Source organism: Sphingomonas zeae (assembly GCF_014197135.1).
GTDB classification, from domain to species: Bacteria; Pseudomonadota; Alphaproteobacteria; order Sphingomonadales; family Sphingomonadaceae; genus Sphingomonas; species Sphingomonas zeae.
The window spans coordinates 387,657-406,248 of record NZ_JACIFA010000002.1 but is presented as its reverse complement, the minus strand read 5'-3'; the positions used below and the strand labels follow the sequence as shown (position 1 = coordinate 406,248).

The 18,592-nt window shown below is 66.3% G+C and carries 21 protein-coding genes and 1 other RNA gene; 13 read left to right on the top strand and 9 right to left on the bottom strand.

The window, feature by feature from the left end:
* The first annotated feature begins 9 nt into the window (after positions 1–9).
* From GGR45_RS05035 to GGR45_RS05025, 3 genes are all read left to right on the top strand, one after another.
* Positions 10–957 (top strand): RluA family pseudouridine synthase, encoded by a 948-nt coding sequence (locus GGR45_RS05035; protein WP_175310900.1) that lies wholly within the window; start codon positions 10–12, stop codon positions 955–957.
* A gap of 67 nt (positions 958–1,024) precedes the next feature.
* A complete protein-coding gene (gene rpoH, locus GGR45_RS05030; protein WP_058746587.1) occupies positions 1,025–1,930 on the top strand; it encodes an RNA polymerase sigma factor RpoH in 906 nt (301 codons plus the stop codon).
* A gap of 2 nt (positions 1,931–1,932) precedes the next feature.
* Entirely contained in the window at positions 1,933–3,162 is a 1,230-nt protein-coding gene (locus tag GGR45_RS05025) for a flavin monoamine oxidase family protein (protein WP_175310901.1), read from the top strand.
* Between the two features lie 5 nt (positions 3,163–3,167).
* On the opposite strand, the gene GGR45_RS05020 is transcribed toward GGR45_RS05025, so the two are convergent.
* The 3 genes from GGR45_RS05020 to GGR45_RS05010 form a co-directional block, all read right to left on the bottom strand.
* Positions 3,168–3,545, bottom strand: a complete 378-nt coding sequence (locus GGR45_RS05020; RefSeq protein ID WP_175310902.1) for an Ig-like domain-containing domain — start codon at positions 3,543–3,545, stop codon at positions 3,168–3,170.
* Between the two features lie 27 nt (positions 3,546–3,572).
* Positions 3,573–3,884: a helix-turn-helix transcriptional regulator gene (locus tag GGR45_RS19990; protein WP_175310903.1), complete on the bottom strand. Its 312-nt coding sequence runs from the start codon at positions 3,882–3,884 to the stop codon at positions 3,573–3,575.
* An 83-nt stretch (positions 3,885–3,967) separates the two neighbouring features.
* Positions 3,968–4,624 (bottom strand): alpha/beta hydrolase, encoded by a 657-nt coding sequence (locus tag GGR45_RS05010; protein ID WP_007404127.1) that lies wholly within the window; start codon positions 4,622–4,624, stop codon positions 3,968–3,970.
* Between the two features lie 110 nt (positions 4,625–4,734).
* Between GGR45_RS05010 and GGR45_RS05005 the strand changes: the two genes are divergently transcribed.
* From GGR45_RS05005 to GGR45_RS04970, 8 genes are all read left to right on the top strand, one after another.
* The gene (locus GGR45_RS05005; protein ID WP_175310929.1) at positions 4,735–5,781 is read left to right on the top strand and encodes a cysteine desulfurase family protein; all 1,047 of its coding nucleotides are present in this window, start codon (positions 4,735–4,737) and stop codon (positions 5,779–5,781) included.
* The gene (locus tag GGR45_RS05000) at positions 5,778–6,839 is read left to right on the top strand and encodes a cysteine desulfurase family protein (RefSeq protein WP_175310904.1); all 1,062 of its coding nucleotides are present in this window, start codon (positions 5,778–5,780) and stop codon (positions 6,837–6,839) included. The genes GGR45_RS05005 and GGR45_RS05000 overlap by 4 nt, the downstream gene beginning before the upstream one ends.
* Positions 6,836–7,141 carry a 2Fe-2S iron-sulfur cluster-binding protein gene (locus GGR45_RS04995; protein WP_175310905.1) on the top strand — a complete coding sequence of 102 codons (306 nt, stop codon included), beginning with the start codon at positions 6,836–6,838 and terminating at the stop codon, positions 7,139–7,141. Before GGR45_RS05000 ends, GGR45_RS04995 begins: the two co-directional genes overlap by 4 nt.
* Positions 7,142–7,238: 97 nt before the next feature.
* Positions 7,239–7,547 (top strand): hypothetical protein, encoded by a 309-nt coding sequence (locus tag GGR45_RS04990; RefSeq protein ID WP_175310906.1) that lies wholly within the window; start codon positions 7,239–7,241, stop codon positions 7,545–7,547.
* A gap of 73 nt (positions 7,548–7,620) precedes the next feature.
* Positions 7,621–7,718: signal recognition particle sRNA small type (gene ffs / locus GGR45_RS04985), an RNA gene on the top strand.
* 119 nt (positions 7,719–7,837) lie between these two features.
* Complete coding sequence (locus GGR45_RS04980) at positions 7,838–9,529, top strand: DNA polymerase III subunit gamma/tau (RefSeq protein ID WP_175310907.1); 1,692 nt, start codon at positions 7,838–7,840, stop codon at positions 9,527–9,529.
* Position 9,530: 1 nt separating this feature from the next.
* Positions 9,531–9,854, top strand: coding sequence for a YbaB/EbfC family nucleoid-associated protein (locus GGR45_RS04975; protein ID WP_058718319.1), 324 nt, complete (start codon positions 9,531–9,533; stop codon positions 9,852–9,854).
* A 70-nt stretch (positions 9,855–9,924) separates the two neighbouring features.
* On the top strand, positions 9,925–10,179 hold the full coding sequence (locus tag GGR45_RS04970; RefSeq protein ID WP_175310908.1) for a hypothetical protein: 255 nt from the start codon (positions 9,925–9,927) through the stop codon (positions 10,177–10,179).
* Positions 10,180–10,204: 25 nt separating this feature from the next.
* On the opposite strand, the gene GGR45_RS04965 is transcribed toward GGR45_RS04970, so the two are convergent.
* The 5 genes from GGR45_RS04965 to GGR45_RS04940 all read right to left on the bottom strand — a co-directional run bounded on the left by GGR45_RS04965 (position 10,205) and on the right by GGR45_RS04940 (position 15,312).
* Complete coding sequence (locus GGR45_RS04965; protein ID WP_175310909.1) at positions 10,205–10,609, bottom strand: hypothetical protein; 405 nt, start codon at positions 10,607–10,609, stop codon at positions 10,205–10,207.
* Positions 10,610–10,855: 246 nt separating this feature from the next.
* The gene (gene mtgA / locus GGR45_RS04960; RefSeq protein WP_175310910.1) at positions 10,856–11,530 is read right to left on the bottom strand and encodes a monofunctional biosynthetic peptidoglycan transglycosylase; all 675 of its coding nucleotides are present in this window, start codon (positions 11,528–11,530) and stop codon (positions 10,856–10,858) included.
* A 67-nt stretch (positions 11,531–11,597) separates the two neighbouring features.
* Positions 11,598–12,581 (bottom strand): alpha/beta hydrolase, encoded by a 984-nt coding sequence (locus tag GGR45_RS04955; RefSeq protein WP_175310911.1) that lies wholly within the window; start codon positions 12,579–12,581, stop codon positions 11,598–11,600.
* Between the two features lie 260 nt (positions 12,582–12,841).
* A complete protein-coding gene (locus GGR45_RS04945; protein ID WP_007404219.1) occupies positions 12,842–13,891 on the bottom strand; it encodes a 1,9-bis(guanidino)-5-aza-nonane synthase in 1,050 nt (349 codons plus the stop codon).
* Positions 13,892–14,076: 185 nt separating this feature from the next.
* The gene (locus tag GGR45_RS04940; protein ID WP_175310912.1) at positions 14,077–15,312 is read right to left on the bottom strand and encodes a type III PLP-dependent enzyme domain-containing protein; all 1,236 of its coding nucleotides are present in this window, start codon (positions 15,310–15,312) and stop codon (positions 14,077–14,079) included.
* Positions 15,313–15,507: 195 nt separating this feature from the next.
* On the opposite strand from GGR45_RS04940, the gene GGR45_RS04935 reads away from it, so the two are divergent.
* Both GGR45_RS04935 and GGR45_RS04930 read left to right on the top strand, forming a co-directional pair.
* Positions 15,508–16,416: a threonine ammonia-lyase gene (locus tag GGR45_RS04935; protein ID WP_285138778.1), complete on the top strand. Its 909-nt coding sequence runs from the start codon at positions 15,508–15,510 to the stop codon at positions 16,414–16,416.
* Positions 16,416–16,580, top strand: a complete 165-nt coding sequence (locus GGR45_RS04930) for a hypothetical protein (protein WP_175310914.1) — start codon at positions 16,416–16,418, stop codon at positions 16,578–16,580. The genes GGR45_RS04935 and GGR45_RS04930 overlap by 1 nt, the downstream gene beginning before the upstream one ends.
* Before the next feature lie 124 nt (positions 16,581–16,704).
* On the opposite strand, the gene GGR45_RS04925 is transcribed toward GGR45_RS04930, so the two are convergent.
* Positions 16,705–18,591, bottom strand: a complete 1,887-nt coding sequence (locus tag GGR45_RS04925; protein ID WP_175310915.1) for an XrtA/PEP-CTERM system amidotransferase — start codon at positions 18,589–18,591, stop codon at positions 16,705–16,707.
* Between the last annotated feature and the right edge of the window lies 1 nt (position 18,592).

Here is an 18,592-nt window from a genome sequence, read left to right as displayed (position 1 = left end):
TACTAGGCCATGGACCGGGGGGTTGCCATCATCGATGCGCGGATCGCGCCCACAGCGGATGGCTGGCGGTTGGACCGCGCGCTGGCCGATGCGGTGCCGACCCTGTCGCGCGAACGGCTGAAGGTGTTGATCGCCAGCGGCGCGGTGACGCGCGACGGCGTGATGGCACGCGACCCTGCCAAGCGGGCGGCGGCGGGCGATCTGTTCCAGGTCGCCGTACCCGCCCCCACCCCCGCGCATAACGAGGCGCAGGATATTCCGCTCGTCATTCCTTATGAGGACGAGCACCTCATCATCATCGACAAGCCCGCCGGGCTGGTCGTGCATCCGGCGGCGGGCAATCTCGACGGCACGTTGGTCAACGCGCTGCTCCATCATTGCGGCGGATCGCTGTCGGGAATCGGCGGCGTCGCGCGGCCGGGCATCGTCCACCGGATCGACAAGGACACGTCCGGTCTGATGGTCGCGGCCAAGACCGACCGCACGCACGAAGGGCTGGCCAAGCAGTTCGCGGCGCACTCGATCGACCGCCGCTATCGCGCGATCACCGGGGGCGTTCCTCGCCCGGCCGACGGCACGGTCGACGCGCCGCTCGCGCGCAGCCCGCAGAACCGCAAGAAGGTGGCGATCGTGCAGGGCGGCAAGCGCGCCGTCACCCATTACCGCACCATCGAAAAGCTGAACAACGCCGCGCTGGTCGAGTGCCGGCTGGAGACGGGCCGGACGCACCAGGTGCGCGTTCATATGCAATCGCTGGGACACGCCTTGCTCGGCGACCCGGTTTATGGTAGAACAAAGGGTGCTCAAAAAGCCCTGCTCGATGAACTCGATTTCCGGCGCCAAGCCCTGCACGCGGCGCATCTGGGCTTTATTCATCCCATAAGCGGTAACGCTTTGGCGTTTGAGAGCCCGATGCCGCCCGACATGCAGGAACTGTTCAGTCGGCTTCACGTATAGCAGAAGACCGCCTCGACCCATGTGGTGGGCCAGACGGAATGACGCTCCAGAAAGGGAGATAAGGATCATGGCAAAAGGCAGCAACGTCCCGGCGACGATTCCTGCACTGGGCGGGGAGCAGTCGCTCAACCGCTATCTGGCCGAGATCAAGAAATTTCCGATCCTTGCCCCGGAGCAGGAATATATGCTCGCCAAGCGCTTCCAGGAGCATGGCGATCCCGAGGCGGCGGCGCAGCTCGTCACCTCGCACCTGCGTCTCGTGGCGAAGATCGCGATGGGTTATCGCGGCTATGGCCTGCCCACGTCCGAGCTGATCTCGGAGGGCAATATCGGCCTGATGCAGGGCGTGAAGAAGTTCGAGCCCGATCGCGGCTTCCGCCTCGCCACCTATGCGATGTGGTGGATCCGCGCCTCGATCCAGGAATATATCCTGCGCTCGTGGAGCCTGGTGAAGATGGGCACCACGGCGGCGCAGAAGAAGCTGTTCTTCAACCTGCGCCGGATGAAGTCGAAGCTCGACGCGTTCGAGGACGGCGACCTGCGCCCCGAGGACGTGACCAAGATCGCCACCGATCTGGGCGTCAACGAGGACGAGGTCATCAGCATGAACCGCCGCATGGCGATGGGGGGCGACACCTCGCTCAACGTCTCGATGCGCGAGGATGGCGAGGGCCAGTGGCAGGACTGGCTGGCCGACGACTCGCCGCTTCAGGATAGTGTCGTCGCCGAGCAGCAGGAAGCGGACGTCCGCCACGACATGCTGGTCAGCGCGATGGACGACCTGAACGACCGCGAAAAGCACATCCTGACCGAGCGTCGCCTGACCGACGATCCCAAGACGCTGGAAGAGCTGAGCCAGGTCTACGGCGTCAGCCGCGAGCGCGTCCGCCAGATCGAGGTGCGCGCGTTCGAAAAGCTGCAAAAGGCGATGATGCGAATCGCCGGCGAAAAGCGGCTGCTGGCGGCCGCCTGAGCATGACCGGCCGCACCGTCGTCATCGGCGGCGGCGCGGCCGGGATCGCGGCGGCACGGACGCTGCATGATGCGGGGCGCGAAGTCCTGCTGATCGAGGCAGCGGACCGGCTGGGCGGGCGGGCGCAGAGCGTGCGACTGCCGACCGGCCATGTCGTCGATCATGGTTGCGGCTGGCTCCACTCCGCCAAGCGCAATCCCTGGACCGCCATTGCCGAACAAGCAGGCTTCACCATCGATCGCCGCTCGCCCAACTGGCAGGTCCAGTGGAACGACCTGGGCTTTCCCCCTGACCGGAAGCGCGCCTCGGGCGAGGCTTATGCCCGGTTCGAGGATGCGGCGATGGCCGCGCTCGACGGGCCGGACCGCCCGCTATCGGACTTCGTGGCGAGTGACGATCCGTGGCGGCCGATGATCGACGCGATTTCGGGCTATGCCAATGGCGCCGCGCTAGCCGAAGTCTCGCTCCACGACTGGGCGGCCTATGAGAACGCCGCGACGGACGATAATTGGGCAGTGGTCGAGGGCTATGGTACCGTCGTCGTCCACCACGCGACGGCCGTGCCGGTGAAGACCGGTGTGACGGCAACCCGGATCGACCATCGCGGTCAGACGATCCGGATCGAAACCTCGGCAGGTACGATCGAGGCGGATCATGTCATCATCGCCGTCCCCACCACCGTCTTGGCCGAAGGCAAACTCAGCTTCGACCCGCCACGCCTTGCCAAGCAAGACGCCGCCGCCGCATTGCCGCTCGGGATTGCCGACAAGGTGTTCCTGTCGGTCGAAGGCTCCCTGCCCTGGCCCGCCCATGCGCATCTGACCGGCAATCCGTACAGCGCCTGCACCGCCAGCCACCGCCTTTCCCCGTTCGGCTGGCCGATCGTCGAGAGCTTCTTCGGCGGCCCCTGTGCCGAGGGGCTGGAGGAAGACGGCGCGGCGGCGGCGTTCGCGATCGATGAGTTGGTAGGATTGCTGGGGAGCGCCTGGCGACGACGCTTCGCCCCGCTCGATGCGACCCGCTGGCGGCAGGTACCGCTGATCGGCGGCAGCTATAGCCACGCCAAGGTTGGTCAGGCCGGAGCTCGGCAGATATTGGCCGAACCGATCGACGGGCGCATCTTCTTTGCGGGCGAGGCCTGCTCGCGCGACGATTTCTCCACTGCGCATGGGGCTTATGAAACGGGGGTGGCTGCGGCGCATGCGATCGTGCAGCTGGCCGCCCCCGCCTGACGACGCTATTTCGCCCGGAACCCCAGTCGATAGGGCGCCGCCGGGACGCCGTCCTCACCTGTGAAGTTCCTGTAGTTCGAGCTGTTGAACCAGACCTCGTAACTTTTCCCCGACCGCACCGAACAGGTCAGCGCGAAGGTTCGTCCATCCGCAGACTGGACCGGCGGATTATCGCCGCAATCGGGATAGGTATCGGGGGAAACACGGACGAAGGAGTAGCTCCCCTGCCGCATCGGGCGGTCGAACGTAACCTTCATAATGATCGGTCCTGCTGGCACCACCGCACCGGTGGCCGGGACGGTCGATACCACGTGCGGCGCGGTGGGCTTCGCAGCGTCGCCTGAAGCCACATGCGTCGCCCCCAGGATCGCTACGGTTGTCATCGCGGATATCATCACCGGCATTCCCCATCAGCCCGGCAAGCGGGGGCCGTCCGTCGCCCCGATGCGGGGCTGGCCCGATGACTGGTCCTCGATCGAACATGGCAACACCCCGGATTTTCCGGACCCTGAAAAATTGGGGGGCATCGCTTCGGTCAAAAGGCGGGCCGCACCCCGGCTGCTGCTCGCGCCTGTCTTGCGCCGTGCTTCGCGGAGGCGCTCATGAACGGTATGGACCGACAGGCCCAATTCGGCCGCCGCACCCTTCACATCATGACCCCGCGCCAGAAGATGCAAGACGGTGGCTTCCTTCTCGGTCAGGTCGAAAGGCGTATCCGGCATCGCGGCACCATGCCTCAGCCGACACCCACAAAAAAGGCCCCGGTTTTCGCCGAGGCCCTTTCCCATTTCACGATCCGACAAACTCACCGGATCGGCGAGTTCGGGTCCAGTCGCATGTCCAGATACCGGTCCACCGACCCCATCAGTTCGGGCATTTCATGCTCGAAAAAGTGGTTGGCCTTGGGGATGGTGTCGTGGTGGATGGTGATGTGCTTTTGGGTACGCAGCTTGTCGACCAGCTTCTGGGTCGCGGCCGGGGTCGCGACCTCGTCGGCCTCGCCCTGGATGATGATGCCCGAGGAGGGGCACGGCGCCAGGAACGTGAAGTCGTACATGTTGGCGGGCGGCGCGACCGAGATGAAGCCGCGGATTTCCGGGCGGCGCATCAGCAGCTGCATCCCGATCCACGCGCCGAAGCTGACGCCCGCGATCCAGGTGGTCGAGGCTTCCGGGTGGAAGCTCTGCACCCAGTCGAGCGCCGAGGCGGCGTCGGACAATTCGCCGATGCCGTTGTCGAACGTGCCCTGGCTCTTGCCCACGCCGCGGAAATTGAAGCGCAGCGTCGCGAAGCCGCGCCGCTGGAAGGTCTTGTAGAGTTCCTGGACGATCCGGTTGTTCATCGTGCCGCCCGCATTGGGATGCGGATGCAGGATCATGGCGACGGGCGCGCGCGGACGCGGAGCGGGGGCGAAACGGCCTTCGAGGCGGCCTTCAGGGCCGGGGAAAATGACTTCGGGCATCAAAACTCGCCGATCTGGATGCGCGCTGGTGGAGCGCCGGGAACGTTGCGCTATATAGGCTGACACGTCATTTTCGCAATTGTTCGATCATTTCAGCGACGGAACAAGCTCTGCCCCGCCTTTATCTCGATCATGCCGCCACCACCCCGATGACCGAGGCCGCCCGAGCCGCTTTGGCACAAGGGTGCGCGGCCTGGGCCAACCCCTCCTCCCCTCATGCCGAGGGACGCGCCGCCAAGCGCCTGTTGGAGGATGCCCGCGCGGCGATCGGCCGATCGCTGGGCTGGAGTCGCGACATAGTGTTCACTAGCGGGGCGAGTGAGGCCCTGTCGATCGCGCTGACCCGTGCGATGGCGGAGCGACGCTTCGTCGGCGCGATCGACCATGACGCGGTGCTGCGCGCCGCCCCCGATGCGATCGTCATGCCGGTCGGCCCGGACGGCGTGCTGCACCTGCCCGACCTGAGCGGCCCGCGCAGCATCGTGACCGTGCAATGGGCCAATAGCGAAACCGGCGTCCGCCAGCCGATCGCGCAATTGGCCGAGACGATCCATGCGGCCGGGCATATCCTGCTGGTCGACGCCGCCCAGATGCCGGCAGGCGCGGATACCGAGGTAATCGAACATGCCGACCTTGTCGCGCTGTCCGCACACAAGCGCGGCGGCCCCCCGGGGATCGGCGCGCTGCTGGTCCGTGACCTGGCGATGCTGGCACCGACCGGGGGCCAGGAGCGCGGCTATCGCCCCGGCACCGAGAATATGCCCGGCGTGCTGGGCTATGCCGCCGCGCTGGCCGAGCCGGAGCCCGATCATGCCCAGTTGCGCGCATATCTGGACGATGCGATCCGTCGTTCGGGTGGCATCGTCGTCGCCGACGCCAGCTGCCGCCATGCCGCCATCGCCAGCTATCACATGCCCGGCAAGCCATCGGCGGCGCAGCTGATCCAGTTCGATCTCGCCCAGATTTCGGTTTCGGCGGGCAGCGCCTGCGCGAGTGGCAGCCTCAAGCCCAGCCATGTCCTCGCCGCGCTCGGCTGGGAGGTCGAGGCGGGGCGAGAGGTGGTGCGGGTCAGTTTCGGCCGGACGACGACGCGGGAGGATGTCGACCGCTTCGTCACCGCCTGGCGCGCCATCGCGCGGGGGAAGCGGGTGGCATGATCTATCTCGACTATCAGGCGACCACCCCGCTCGCACCGGAGGCGTTGAAGGCGATGCTCCCCTGGCTGGAGCAAGGTCACGCCAACCCCCATTCCCCCCACCGTGCAGGGCGTCAGGCGCGCGCCGCCGTGGAGGTCGCGCGCGATCAGGTGGCGGCGCTGCTGCCCCCCGGCGGCCGGGTGGTCTTCACCAGCGGTGCGACCGAGGCACTGAATTGGGCGATCAAGAGCACCGGCGGCGGGATCGTTACCACGGCGATCGAACACGCCGCCGTGCTCGACACCGCCGCCGCGACGGGACGGCCACTCACCATCCTGCCGGTCGATTGCGAGGGGCTGGTCACGCCCGCTGCGATCCCGGAAGGCACCCGGCTGCTGGCGGCAATGCTGGTGAATAACGAGATCGGCACCCGCCAACCCGTCGCCGCACTGGCCGACGAAGCACACCGCGCCGGTGCCTGGATGCTGTGCGACGCAGTACAGGGCTATGGCCGGACGGCGATTCCCGACGCGGTCGATATGGTCGCGCTGTCCGCGCACAAAATCCATGGACCCAAGGGGATCGGCGCGCTGTGGATCAGGGACGGCATCACCCTGCCCCCCTTGCTGCATGGCGGGGATCAGGAGGGCGGCCGCTCGGGCACGCTCAGCCCCGCGCTATGTGCCGGGTTCGGCGCGGCGGCCAGGCTGATGGCGACCCATGCCGACCAAGACGCCGCGCATGTCGAACGGCTCTGGTCGCTCGCCACCGAGCGGTTCGGTCCGGACTGGACGATGAACGGATCGGCCCATCACCGCTATCACGGCAATCTCAATATGCGCCGCGAGGGGCTGGATGTCGCACGGCTGATGTCTGATTGCCGGGACATCGCCTTCTCGGCGGGAAGCGCCTGCGCCAGCGGATCGGGGCGGCCCAGCCATGTCCTGACCGCATTGGGTCTGGACGAGCGGCAGGCGAAATCCTCGATCCGCCTCGGTTTCGGCCGCTATACGACGGAGGCCGAACTGGTCGAGGCGATCGACCGGATCGACGCGGCGGCCCGGATCCAGCGGCGATGATCGCGCTGACCTTCATCGCCGCCGATGGTACCGCCACCCCGATTGACGGCCAGCCGGGAGAGACGTTGCTTCGCGCCGGGCAGCGCGCGGGTCAGCCGCTGGAGGGCACGTGCGGCGGCCAGATGGCGTGCGCGACCTGTCACGTTCTGATCGATCCGGGCTTTCTCGACCGTCTCCCCCTCCCCTCGGCGGAGGAGGAGGACATGCTCGACCTGGTGCCCGAAGCGACCAGGTCGAGCCGCCTCGCCTGTCAGATCAGACTGACCGATCATATGAGCGGACTGATCGCCCGATTACCATGAACCTTTGATAACAAACGGGTTCAGGGACTGATCATCGGCGATTCGCCATTCTTCTCCCATGCTCGCCGACAGGCGGGATTACCGGGAGTAAAGCGTTATGAAACTTCTTGCTGTCTTGGGCGCCGGTCTCATCGCCGTTTCGGGCGTCGCCGCCGCCACCCCTGCCGATGCCGCTCCGCACGACGGCTGGGGCCGTGGTCCGGGCTGGGATCGCGGGCCGGGCTGGCACCATCGTGGTCCGGGTTGGGATCGCGGTCCCGGCTGGCATCGCGGCGGTGGTCCCCGTTGGGACCGTGGTCCCGGCTGGCGCGGCCCGCGTTACGCCTATGGCCGTCCCCGCGTGACCTGCCGCTGGGTGCGGACCTGGAACGGGCCGCAGCGCCAGTGCTTCAACACCTATCGCTGAGCTGAAAGTTCGTCACGGATGGGGCCGGTGGGATAAGGACTTGATCCCCCGGCCCCGTTTCGCCATATGCGCGACCGGGAGTCGGGCGGACGTAGTCGTCGCCAACCCGGTCAGGTCCTGACGGAAGCAGCCGTAACGATTTCGCTGCGGGTCGTTCCGGCTCCCACCCTCCGCACATTGTAATCGTCCAACGCCCGGTAGCCATCGGCGTATCCGCTGATGACGGCGCGCGCCCGAGCGCCTATGTTGGTTGGCGATGATTTCCCTCACCCCGACTTGTCCGGCCCGTCATGGCTGATTCGTTCGACCTGGGCGAACCGCCCCAGCCTGTCCAGACGCCTGCCAAGGCCGAAGCCTATCGCGTTCTCGCGCGCAAATACCGGCCGCAGACCTTTGACGCACTGATCGGGCAGGACGCGATGGTCCAGACGCTCGGCAACGCGATCAAGCGCGACCGGCTGGCCCATGCGTTCTTGATGACCGGCGTGCGGGGGGTCGGCAAGACCTCGACCGCGCGGCTGATTGCCAAGGCGCTGAACTGTGTCGGGCCGGACGGCACCGGCGGACCGACGATCGACCCGTGCGGGCTATGCGAGCCCTGTCGCGCCATCGCCGAGGGTCGCCATATCGACGTGATCGAGATGGACGCCGCCAGCCACACCGGCGTCGACGATGTGCGCGAGATCATCGAAGCGTCGCGCTATGCCGCCGTCTCGGCGCGCTTCAAGATCTACATCGTCGACGAAGTTCACATGCTCTCGAAGAACGCCTTCAACGCACTGTTGAAGACGCTGGAGGAGCCGCCCGCGCATGTGAAGTTCCTGTTCGCCACCACCGAGGTGAACAAGGTCCCGATCACCGTCCTGTCGCGCTGCCAGCGTTTCGACCTGCGGCGGATCACGGCGGACAAGCTGGCCGCGCATTTCGCCGATATCTGCGTCAAGGAAGGCGTCACGGCCGAGGACGAGGCGCTGATGCTGGTCGCGCGTGCGGCGGAAGGCTCGGCGCGTGATGGGCTGTCGATCCTGGACCAGGCAATCGCCCATGCCGATCTGGAGGGTGGCGGCGTCACGGCGGCCGCCGTGCGTGAGATGCTGGGCCTGTCGGATCGCGGTGCGGTGCGCGACCTGCTAGGACTGGTGCTGAACGGCGACGGGGCGGGCGCGCTCGCGTCGCTGCGGCGGCAATATGATTATGGGGTCGATCCGCAATCGGTGCTCCGCTCGCTGCTGGAGACGGTGCACGGCATCACGCTGACCAAGGTCGGCACGCCGCCCGACGCCGCCCAGCCGCTGGAGGAGCGTGCCGCGCGCGAACAATGGGCGGGCTCGCTCAGCTTCCCCGCGCTGCACCGCCTGTGGCAGCTGTTCCTGAAGGGCCATGACGAGGTCGCGCGCGCCGCGCTGCCCATCGAGGCTGCGGAGATGGCGCTGCTCCGCGCGATCCATGCGTCGAGCCTGCCCGATCCGGGGGAGCTGGCGCGGCAGATCCGCGACGGCGCCGTGTCGGCACCCAGCGCCCCGGTGGTGACGCATCAGGCGGCACCCGCTGCGGGACCGGTCGGGATCGCGCCGCCTCCACCGCCGGCCGAGCCCGAGCCGCCGAAGCTGCCCGACAGCTTCGTCGCGATGATCGACCGGCTGGACGATATGGGCCAGCTGGCGCTGGCGGCGCGCTTGCGCCACGGCGCGCGTCTCGTGCGTTATACCCCACCGGAGATGGTGTTCAGCGGATCGCGCCCGATCGCGGCCGACACGCTGAGCGAGCTGATCGCAGCGCTGAAGGCGGCGACGGGCCAGGTCTGGCGCGTCACGCTGGAGGACGTGCCCGGCGCCCCGACCCTGCACGAGCAGCAGGTGGCGGCCGAGGAAGCGATCAAGACCGCCGCGTGGGAATCGGACATGGTCCGCGCCGCGCGTGAGGCTTTCCCCGAGGCCGAATTGATGGAATGGCCCGGCAAACGCAGTATGAACGGAGCATGATGTGAAGAATCTCGACGAAATCCTGGCAATGGCCCAGAACGTCCAGAATGAGCTGGAAAAGGCGCAGGCCAATCTCGACAATATCGAGGTCGAAGGCGTCTCCGGCGGCGGTCTGGTCAAGGTGAAGGCGTCGGCCAAGGGCCGGATCATCGGCATCACCATCGACGACTCGCTGATGCAGCCGTCTGAAAAGGGCATGTTGGAAGACCTGCTGGCCGCCGCGATCAACGACGCACGGACCAAGGCGGATGCCGCCTCGGGCAGCGAAATGTCCAAGATGACCAGCGGCCTGCCGCTGCCGCCGGGCTTCAAGCTCCCCTTCTGATCGGCGGTCGTTTCGGGAACGCTATCCCGGCCATGGCGTTGCTCTCCCCACCAATAGAGGAGGGAATGTCATGGCCGATGAACGTGTTACCGAAACCTATGGCACGCAGCAGCCGCATACCACGGTCATCGAGCGCCGCAGCGGCGGTGGCGGCGGGATGGCGATCGCCATCGTCCTGCTGATCGCGGTGCTGGTCGGCGGCTTCTATCTGTTCAGCCGGGGCGGCGCGGAAAATCGTCGCGACGCGGCCGTGACCTCGGCGGCGAAGAGCGTCGGCGATACTGCCGAGAAGGCGGGCGACGCGATTTCTGGCGACGCGAAATAAGGTGTTTGACCACCGGCCGGGCTGATCAGGGTCCGGCCGGTGGTGATGCCGGGGGATCGATTGCGGCGTCCGGGTCGATCAGCCGCGTCAGGATTTTTCGTGCGAATGTCAGCGGATCACGTCCGCCTCCATAACCGGCGCTTGCCGTCTCGGCGTGCGAACAACGTCTTTGCCCGGCATGGATGCCGCAGGGACCAGTCCCCGACAGGACCGACGCCCCGCTCGCCCCTGATCCCATATCCTGCGTTTCGATCGCGGAGCCACGAGTCGATGGGGGAAGCCGGTATCGTTCGGTGGCATTGCGGCGGCCGCACACGACAATATCCCCATCCAACGCGTCCGGACACGCGGTTGGTCGGGTTATACGCGGCAAGATCATGGATGACGGCGCGGTTTGCAGCATCAGCATCGATACCAGCGCCGCAAACATCGCATAATCTCCTATCGTATCGCGTGAGGATGAGCGCGCATCGTGGCTTTTACGAGGCTTTGCACGGAGAGCGGACAGCTTGGGGCGACCGCCCTCCCCCATCCCCTCCCGCCTGCGGGAGGGGCGTGCCTGGCGCGCTCTGTTAGTCTAAAAACATATCGAATGCCGCTTGGCGTCTGCCAACAACGCACCCCTCCCGCAGGCGGGAGGGGATGGGGGAGGGCAAGGTGTCTCACCGAGCCCCCCTTACCTGATACAGCTATCCAGACCCTGCCGCCGAACCACCCCGACATAACGCGCAATCACATTGCCATGTTTGCGCACGAACCCGGTCGGCGCCACCGCCGCGCGCTTCTTGGGCAGCGGCAGGACGGCGGCAATCCGCGCAGCCTCGGTCGGCGACAGATGCGAGGCGTCATGACCGAAATAGCGCATCGCCCCAGCATTGGCGCCATAGGTCCCGATCCCCGTTTCGGCGATGTTGAGATAGACTTCCATGATCCGCCGCTTGCCCCACAGCGTCTCGATCAGGAAGGTGAACCACGCCTCGAACGCTTTGCGGACATAGCCGCCATTCTGAAACAGAAAGGCGTTCTTCGCGGTCTGCTGGCTGATCGTAGAGCCCCCCCGGATCCGCCCGCCTTTGGCATTGCGATAGGCCGCATTTGCCATTGCTTTGAAGTCGAAGCCGTTATGCGAACAGAAGCGCGCATCCTCGCCCGCGATCGCCGCGCGCGCCATGTCGGGGTCCATCTCGGACAGCGGCATCCAGTCCTTGGTCACCCCATGCCCGCCGATCACGTCGCCCAGCATGGTGAAGGTGATCGGCGGCGGCACGAAGCGATAGACGCCGACCCAGACGACGCTGAGGATCACAAAGGCGAGCACGGCCTTCACGGCCCAGCGAGCGATGCGGAACATGGGCGCGGTCCTTAGCGAGGTTCGGGGCAGACGTCACTCGTCCCCGACCCGATGCCCGTTCAGGACGTTACCCCTGCTTCAACGTCTGTGCGATCCAGCGGTCGAACAGGTCGGGCCAGAGCCGCGCGGGCGAACCTTCCGGCGCGCTCATCGCGCCGAAGCCATGGCCGCCCCGTTCAAAGAAATGCGCCTCGACAGGCACCTTGGCGGCGCGCGCCTGGGTCAGAACGTCGATCGACTGGTCGAGCGGGACCAGCCCGTCATCGACCGCATGGACCAGGAACAGCGGCGGCGTACCGGCATTGATCCGGCGCGGCGTGTCGTAACGCGCCTTGGTCGCGGGATCGGGATTGGGACCGAGCAGATTGTTGCGCGAGCCCGGATGGGTGTTCGGCGTCGACAGGCTGGCCACCGGATAGACGAGGCCGGAGAAACGCGGCTTGGCCGATTGGCGGTCGGCGGCATCGACCGGATTATAGACCTTGTCATCATAGCCTACGGTCAGCGAGGCTGCGAGATGGCCGCCCGCCGAAAAGCCGACAATGCCGAGCTTGGCCGGATCGATGCCATAGCGCGCCGCATGGGCACGGATCAGCCGCATCGCGCGCTGCGCATCCTGAAGCGGTACGTTCGCCTGATCGTCCCACCCCTCTGAGGGCAGGCGATAGGATAGTGCGAAGACGGTGATGCCATGCGGATTCAGCGTCTTCGCGACATCGATCCCCTCATTCTGGATCGACACGAAGCCATAGCCGCCCCCGGGAATGGTCAGCACCGCGCGACCGTCGGGGCGCTCGGGACGAAACACCGCGACGATCGGATTGGCCGTGCCGCGCAGCCACAATTCCCTGCGACCGGCGGGGCCGTTCATCGACGGATTGGGCTTGGGCAGCGTGGCTCGCGCGCCGGGCGGACGGCCGGGCCAGAGCGGGAAGTGCTCGGCGGGCGGCCAGGGCGTCATTGCGGGCGCCGAAGCTGTGGCCTGTGCAGAAACCCGCGCGGCCAGCGGTACGGTGGCCATGGCCCCGATCAGAGAGCGTCGATCGATCATTGGCATCCCCTCATCCTCAACGCCTGACAGCGCTATATCCGATGAGGGTGCCGAGGCGAGCGCGCGCAAGCAAGTAAAAAGGGGGCGAAACCTTTCGGTCCCGCCCCCGATCTCTCAATGACCGTATTTCTTGATTCCGCGACGGCGAAGCTTCTCTCGCTTGCGCCGACGGATAAAGGGAACCGCGAAAGCGAAACCCGACAGCAGCACTGCCCCAATGATGATATAGGCGAGTTGCTCTCTATCAAGAAATTCCAGCATTAGTCGAAAATCGCTCCCCAACGACGCTTCACGCGCTCACGCCAGTGGCCGCGGTGATAAGCGTCCGAGGCGAGCAGGGGCATGACCGAACCCGCTTCCGCGAACACCATCTGCTCGAGCGCGGTGTCGACCTTGCCCCAGCTTGCCGCTTCCTTGAGCGTCGAGGACGAGCAGGCACCGTCACGAACATCGGCTACCGTGATCTGCACCGCGTATTTGTGCATTTCCACATCGTCATGGCCCAGGATTTCGGCACAAACAACAGTATCTTGGATGAAATTCTTCGGAACACCACCGCCGATCATCAAAAGACCAGTCGTGCCAGCCTTGATCTTGATGTCGGTCAATTCGCGGAAGTCGGCGATCGCATCGAGCACCATGTACGGCTTGCCTTCCTTGGCCCGCTCGACCTGATGCTTCACCAAACCGAAGCCCGCCGACGAATCGACAAAGGCCGGGCAGAAGATCGGCACGTCATGCTCATAGGCGAGCTTGACGAGGCTGTTTTCCTTCTTGCCATGCTCGGCCAGATACTTGCCCATCTCGCGGATGAAGGCGCGGCTCGAATAGGGCTTGGGCTCCAGCGAGTCGGCGATCTTGCCGATCGTGTGGTCGCAATCCTGAAGCTGCTCTTCGTCGATGTACGTATCGTAGATGCGGTCGATGTAGAGCGAACGCAGCGTGTTGTCGTCCGGCACTTCCAGCGCCTGATAGTGCTTGTGGCCCAGGCCTTCGAAGAAATCCATGTCGACGATCGACGCACCGGTGGCGACCACGCCGTCGATCATGTTCGAGCGCAGCAGTTCGGCATACAGGTCCATGCAGCCGCCCGCCGAGGTCGAGCCCGCGATCACCAGGAAGATCGAGCAGTCCTTGTCGGCCAGCATCTGGTTGTAGATGCCGGTCGCGCGCGCCAGATCGCGGCTGGTGAAGCTCATCTTGCCCATCGAATCGATGATCGGGCGGGCGTCGAACTTGGTGATGTCGATATGCTCGACCACGCTGGAGAGCAGCTCGGCCTTACGGTTGTCGTTGATCGTGTCGGTCATGATGGTTCCATCATCATCGAGAAGCCGTCGTCGTTATTGGGGACGCGGTAACCCGGCTGGCCCGGTCCTGCGGCATGTGCGGAATCGGGTATGGGAGGGGGCCTTATCGCGGTCGGAACCGCAATGCCACCCCATTCCCCTCCCGCCGGAGCGGGAGGGTTATTCATGGTGCTAGTCAGGCTGGGTTACAGCTTGACGACGTTGGCGGGCAGAGCCTGCTCGGTTTCCTCGCGATAGACCGAGAACATCGGCTCATCATCGGTTACGACGAATTCGTGGCAGGTAAAGCCGTTGAACTGCGTCCGCATCGCCTGGCCATAGGCGCCCAGCATCCCGATCTCGAAATAATCGCCGGTGTTCGTGTCCGCGGGCAGCGGGAACGGACCCTGCATATAATCCAGATCGTCGCAGGTCGGACCCCAGAAGCTGAAGTCCATGTCGCGCGCGTCGGATGCCGGCTCGCGCAGCAGCTGGACCGGGTATTTCCACCGGATATGCGCCGCATCGAACAGCGCGCCGTAAGCGCCGTCGTTGAGGTACAGCTCATGCCCGCGACGACGCTCGACCCGCACCACAACGGATGAATATTCCGCACACAGCGCCCGGCCTGGCTCGGCCCAGAGTTCGGCCGAATAGGACACCGGCAGGCTCTCGAACGCGCGATGGATCGTCTCGAAGAAACGCTCCAGCGGCGGCGGGGTCATGCCCGGATAGGCCGAGGGGAAGCCGCCGCCGACATCGATCACGTCGACGGTCACGGCCGCCGCGACGATCGCCGCCCGCACCCGCTCCATCGCCGCCGAATAGGCGTCGGGGGTCATGGTCTGGCTGCCGACATGGAAGCAGATGCCCAGCGCATCGGCGACCTGGCGGGTCGCGATCAGCAGGTCCTTGGACTCTTCCAGGCTGACGCCGAACTTCGATCCCAGGCTGAGCTTGGCGTACTCCGACGACACGCGCATCCGGACGCACAGGGTCAGGTCGGTCGCGCCGCCCGTGGCACGCACGATCTTCTCCAGCTCTTCCAGGCAGTCGAGCGAATAGGTGCGAACGCCGTGGGTGAAATAGGCCTCGGCAATCGCCTCTTCCGACTTGACCGGATGCATGAAGCAGCAGACCGCCTCCGGGACGACCGACTTCACCAGGCGAACTTCCGCGATCGAGGCGGTGTCGAAATGGGTGATGCCATTGTCCCACAGGATCTGGATCAGATCTGCGGACGGATTCGCCTTCACCGCATACATCGGCCGGCCCGGAAACTTCTCGACGAAGAATCGGGCGGCGCGCGCAGCGGCGTGCGGGCGAAGCAGCGTGACCGGATCAGCCGGACGACGCTTGGCGATGTCGATGCCGCGCTCCAGGTTGGAGGGGACGGCGGTCGAACGGGCAGCTAGCCCCAGCGCGCGATGATTCTGGTGCAACTCAAGGGACCTCCAATTGCCTGACGGCATACGGTGACAAAAAGCTGCCTTGCGGTTGGAAGTCCCATGGGGCAGCGGAGGCGCGAAATAGGGTCCGCTTTTTCGATTGTAAAGCGGTAGAAGAGGCGTCGGAGATAAAAAGTGACAATCTTAAGACAGCCTACCAAAGCGGGGGTCCGCGACGCCGCCGAAAAGATCGCCCGGATCCTGCCGCCCTCACCGATATTCCCGTTGCAAATCAATGGGAAAACGGTGGCTTTGAAGGCCGAGTCCCTGCAGCCGATTGGCGCGTTCAAACTGCGCGGCGCGTGGCATCGGTTAACCGCTTTGGACGAGGTTTCACGGTCGCGCGGGGTCGTGGCCTTCTCGTCCGGCAATCATGCGCAGGGAATCGCCTGGGCGGCGCGGCGGCTGGGGATTGCGGCGACGATCGTGATGCCTGCCGATGCCCCGCCGTCCAAGCGCGAAGGCACCTTGGCGCTGGGCGCGGAGATCGTCGACTATGACCGCGCGACCGAGAGTCGCGAACTGATCGCCCGCCGCCTCGCCGAGGCGCGGGGCGCGACGCTGGTGCCCAGCTTTGACGATCCCTGGGTGATCGAAGGACAGGGCTCGGCGGGCATCGAGGCGGCCGCGCAGATGGCCGCGCTAGGGCTTTCTGCGCCGACTCATGTCGTGTCGCCATGCGGTGGTGGCGGGCTGGCCGCGGGGCTGACGCTGGCGCTGCCCGAGGCGAAGGTGACGGTGGTCGAGCCCGAGGGCTGGGACGATATGCGCCGCTCGCTGGAGGCGGGGTGGATCGAGCCGGTCGGGGACAATCCGCCCCCGACCGCCTGCGATTCGCTCCAGACGGTGCGCGTGTCGCCGCTGACCTTCGAGGTGCTGGCGCGGCGCGGGGCGGAAGGCGTCGCGGTCGGCGAAGCGGAAGTGGCGGCGGCGCAGCGCTTCGCGGCGGAGCGGCTGCGACTGGTGGTCGAGCCGGGCGGTGCGGTGGCGCTGGCGGCGCTGCTGGCGGGTAAGGTGACGGCGGCGGACGGGATGCTGGTCCTGCTGTCGGGCGGCAATGTCGACCGCGCGGCCTATGCGCGGGTGCTGGCGGGCTGATGGAGGGGATCGCGAACGCCGCGCCGGGTCTGGCGATGCTGGCGGCCTTTGCCTGCGTGGCAGGGGGTGTCGTCACGATCCGGCGCGGGGATCGACGGAAGGGCGCGTTGATGCTGGTGATGGCGGTGGTGCTGGTCGGCAATGTGCTGATCTGGACGCTGTAATGGGCGGCAGAGAATAAGCCCCTCCCCTTCAGGGGAGGGGTTGGGGTGGGGCCTCTCCACGAACCTGGCATTTGCGGCAGCGCCCCACCCCCTGCCCCTCCCCTGAAGGGGAGGGGTGAAACCTCTAAGCGAACAGCCGCCCCAGGCTGCGTTCGAGCATCAGCATCTGCCACAAGGTCCGGCCATGCTCGGCGCGGCCGGCGCGGTGGTCCGCCGCCAGCCGCCCCAGTTCGGTCAAGTCGAACCATCCGGTCTCGCGGAGCAGCCCCGATTTCTCCAGCCGCGCCGCCTCATCCGCCAGGGCACCCCGGAACCAGGCGCTGATCGGCGTCACGAACCCCATTTTGGGCCGGTAGAGGATGTCACGCGGCAGATAGGGTTCCAGCACCTTCTTCATCAGCCACTTGCCCTGCCCGCCCCGTAGCCGCATCGAAACGGGCAGCCGCGCGGCATATTCGACCAGCCGGTGGTCGAGCAGCGGTTCGCGCGCTTCCAACCCGACCGCCATCGACATGCGGTCGGTCTTGGTCAGGATATCGCCGGGCAGCCAGATCTTCATATCGGCATATTGGACCCGGTCCATCGCGTCGCGCGCAGGCGCATCGCGCATCGCGGCGACATAGCGATCCTCCGCTCGGTGGCCGCCCAGCGCCGCCTTGGCCTCGGCTGAGAATAACCGCGCGCGCGCCTCCGGGCTCGTCACGCCGACGGCCCGGGCATAGGCCTCCGCGCCATCCATCCCCAGCGCCTGGAGCGTCGTCTTGGCGCGCAACGAGCGCGGTGCCCAGTCGGCCTTGGGATAGAGGCGGCCCAGCGTCCCGAACACGCTGCGGCGGAACTCCGCAGGAAACAGGCCCCGCACCCGCTCCTCGCCCGCATGGAAGATGTGGCGGCGATAGCCCATCAGGATTTCGTCGGCACCATCGCCCGCCAATGCGACCGTGACATGCTCGCGCGTCATCTCGCACAGGCGATAGGTGGCGAGCGCCGACGCATCGGCAAAGGGCTCGTCGAACTGCGCGACCAGCGTGTCGATCAGCGCGAAGTCGTCCGGCTGGACAACCCGCTCGGCATGATCGGTGGCGAAGCGCTGCGCAATGGTGCGGGCATGGCTACGCTCGTCCAGGCCCGCCTCGTCGAAACCGATGGTGCAGGTGCGCACGGCGCGCGGCGACGCCTCCGCCATCAGCGCGACCACCGCCGAGCTGTCCACCCCGCCCGACAGGAACGCGCCTAGCGGTACGTCGGCGACCATGCGGCTGACCACGGCCTCACGCATCCGGGCGAGAAGCCCCTCGCCCAGCTGCGTGGCCGATCCGGTTTCGCGGTTGGAGAAGTCGACGTCCCACCATTGGCGTGGGGCGGGAGTGGCGCGGCCACGCTCGATCAGCAGGAAATGCCCGGCGGGCAGCTTGTGGACGCCTGCCACGATGCTGGCATCGTCGGGGACATAGCCAAAGGCCAGATAATCCTCGACCGCGCGGATATCGGGGCGGCGGCGGAACAGCGGATGCGCCAGCACCCCCTTCATCTCCGAGGCAAAGGCGACCGCACCATCGGGCAATTCGGCCCAGTGAAGCGGCTTCACCCCCAGCCGGTCGCGGGCGAGGAACAGCGTCCCCGCCTTCGCATCATGCACGGCAAAGGCGAACATGCCGACCAGCCGGTGAAGCATCGCCGGACCCCAAAGCCGCCAGCCATGGACCAGCACCTCGGTATCGCCATCGGTGTGAAACACCGCGCCCTTGGCCCGCAACTCCTCGCGCAGTTCGCGATAGTTATAGATTTCGCCGTTGAAGCAGACCGCGACCTCGCCATCGACCATCGGCTGGGGCGAGCCCGCCACATCGATGATCGACAGCCGGGCATGGGCGAAGCCGACGCCGGGTGCGGTCCATATCCCCTGCCCGTCCGGTCCGCGGTGCGCCTGCGCGCCGATCATCGCGCGTAAGCGGGCGGGGTCGACCGGCTTGGGTGTGGCGGGATGGAATAGACCGGCGATGCCGCACATG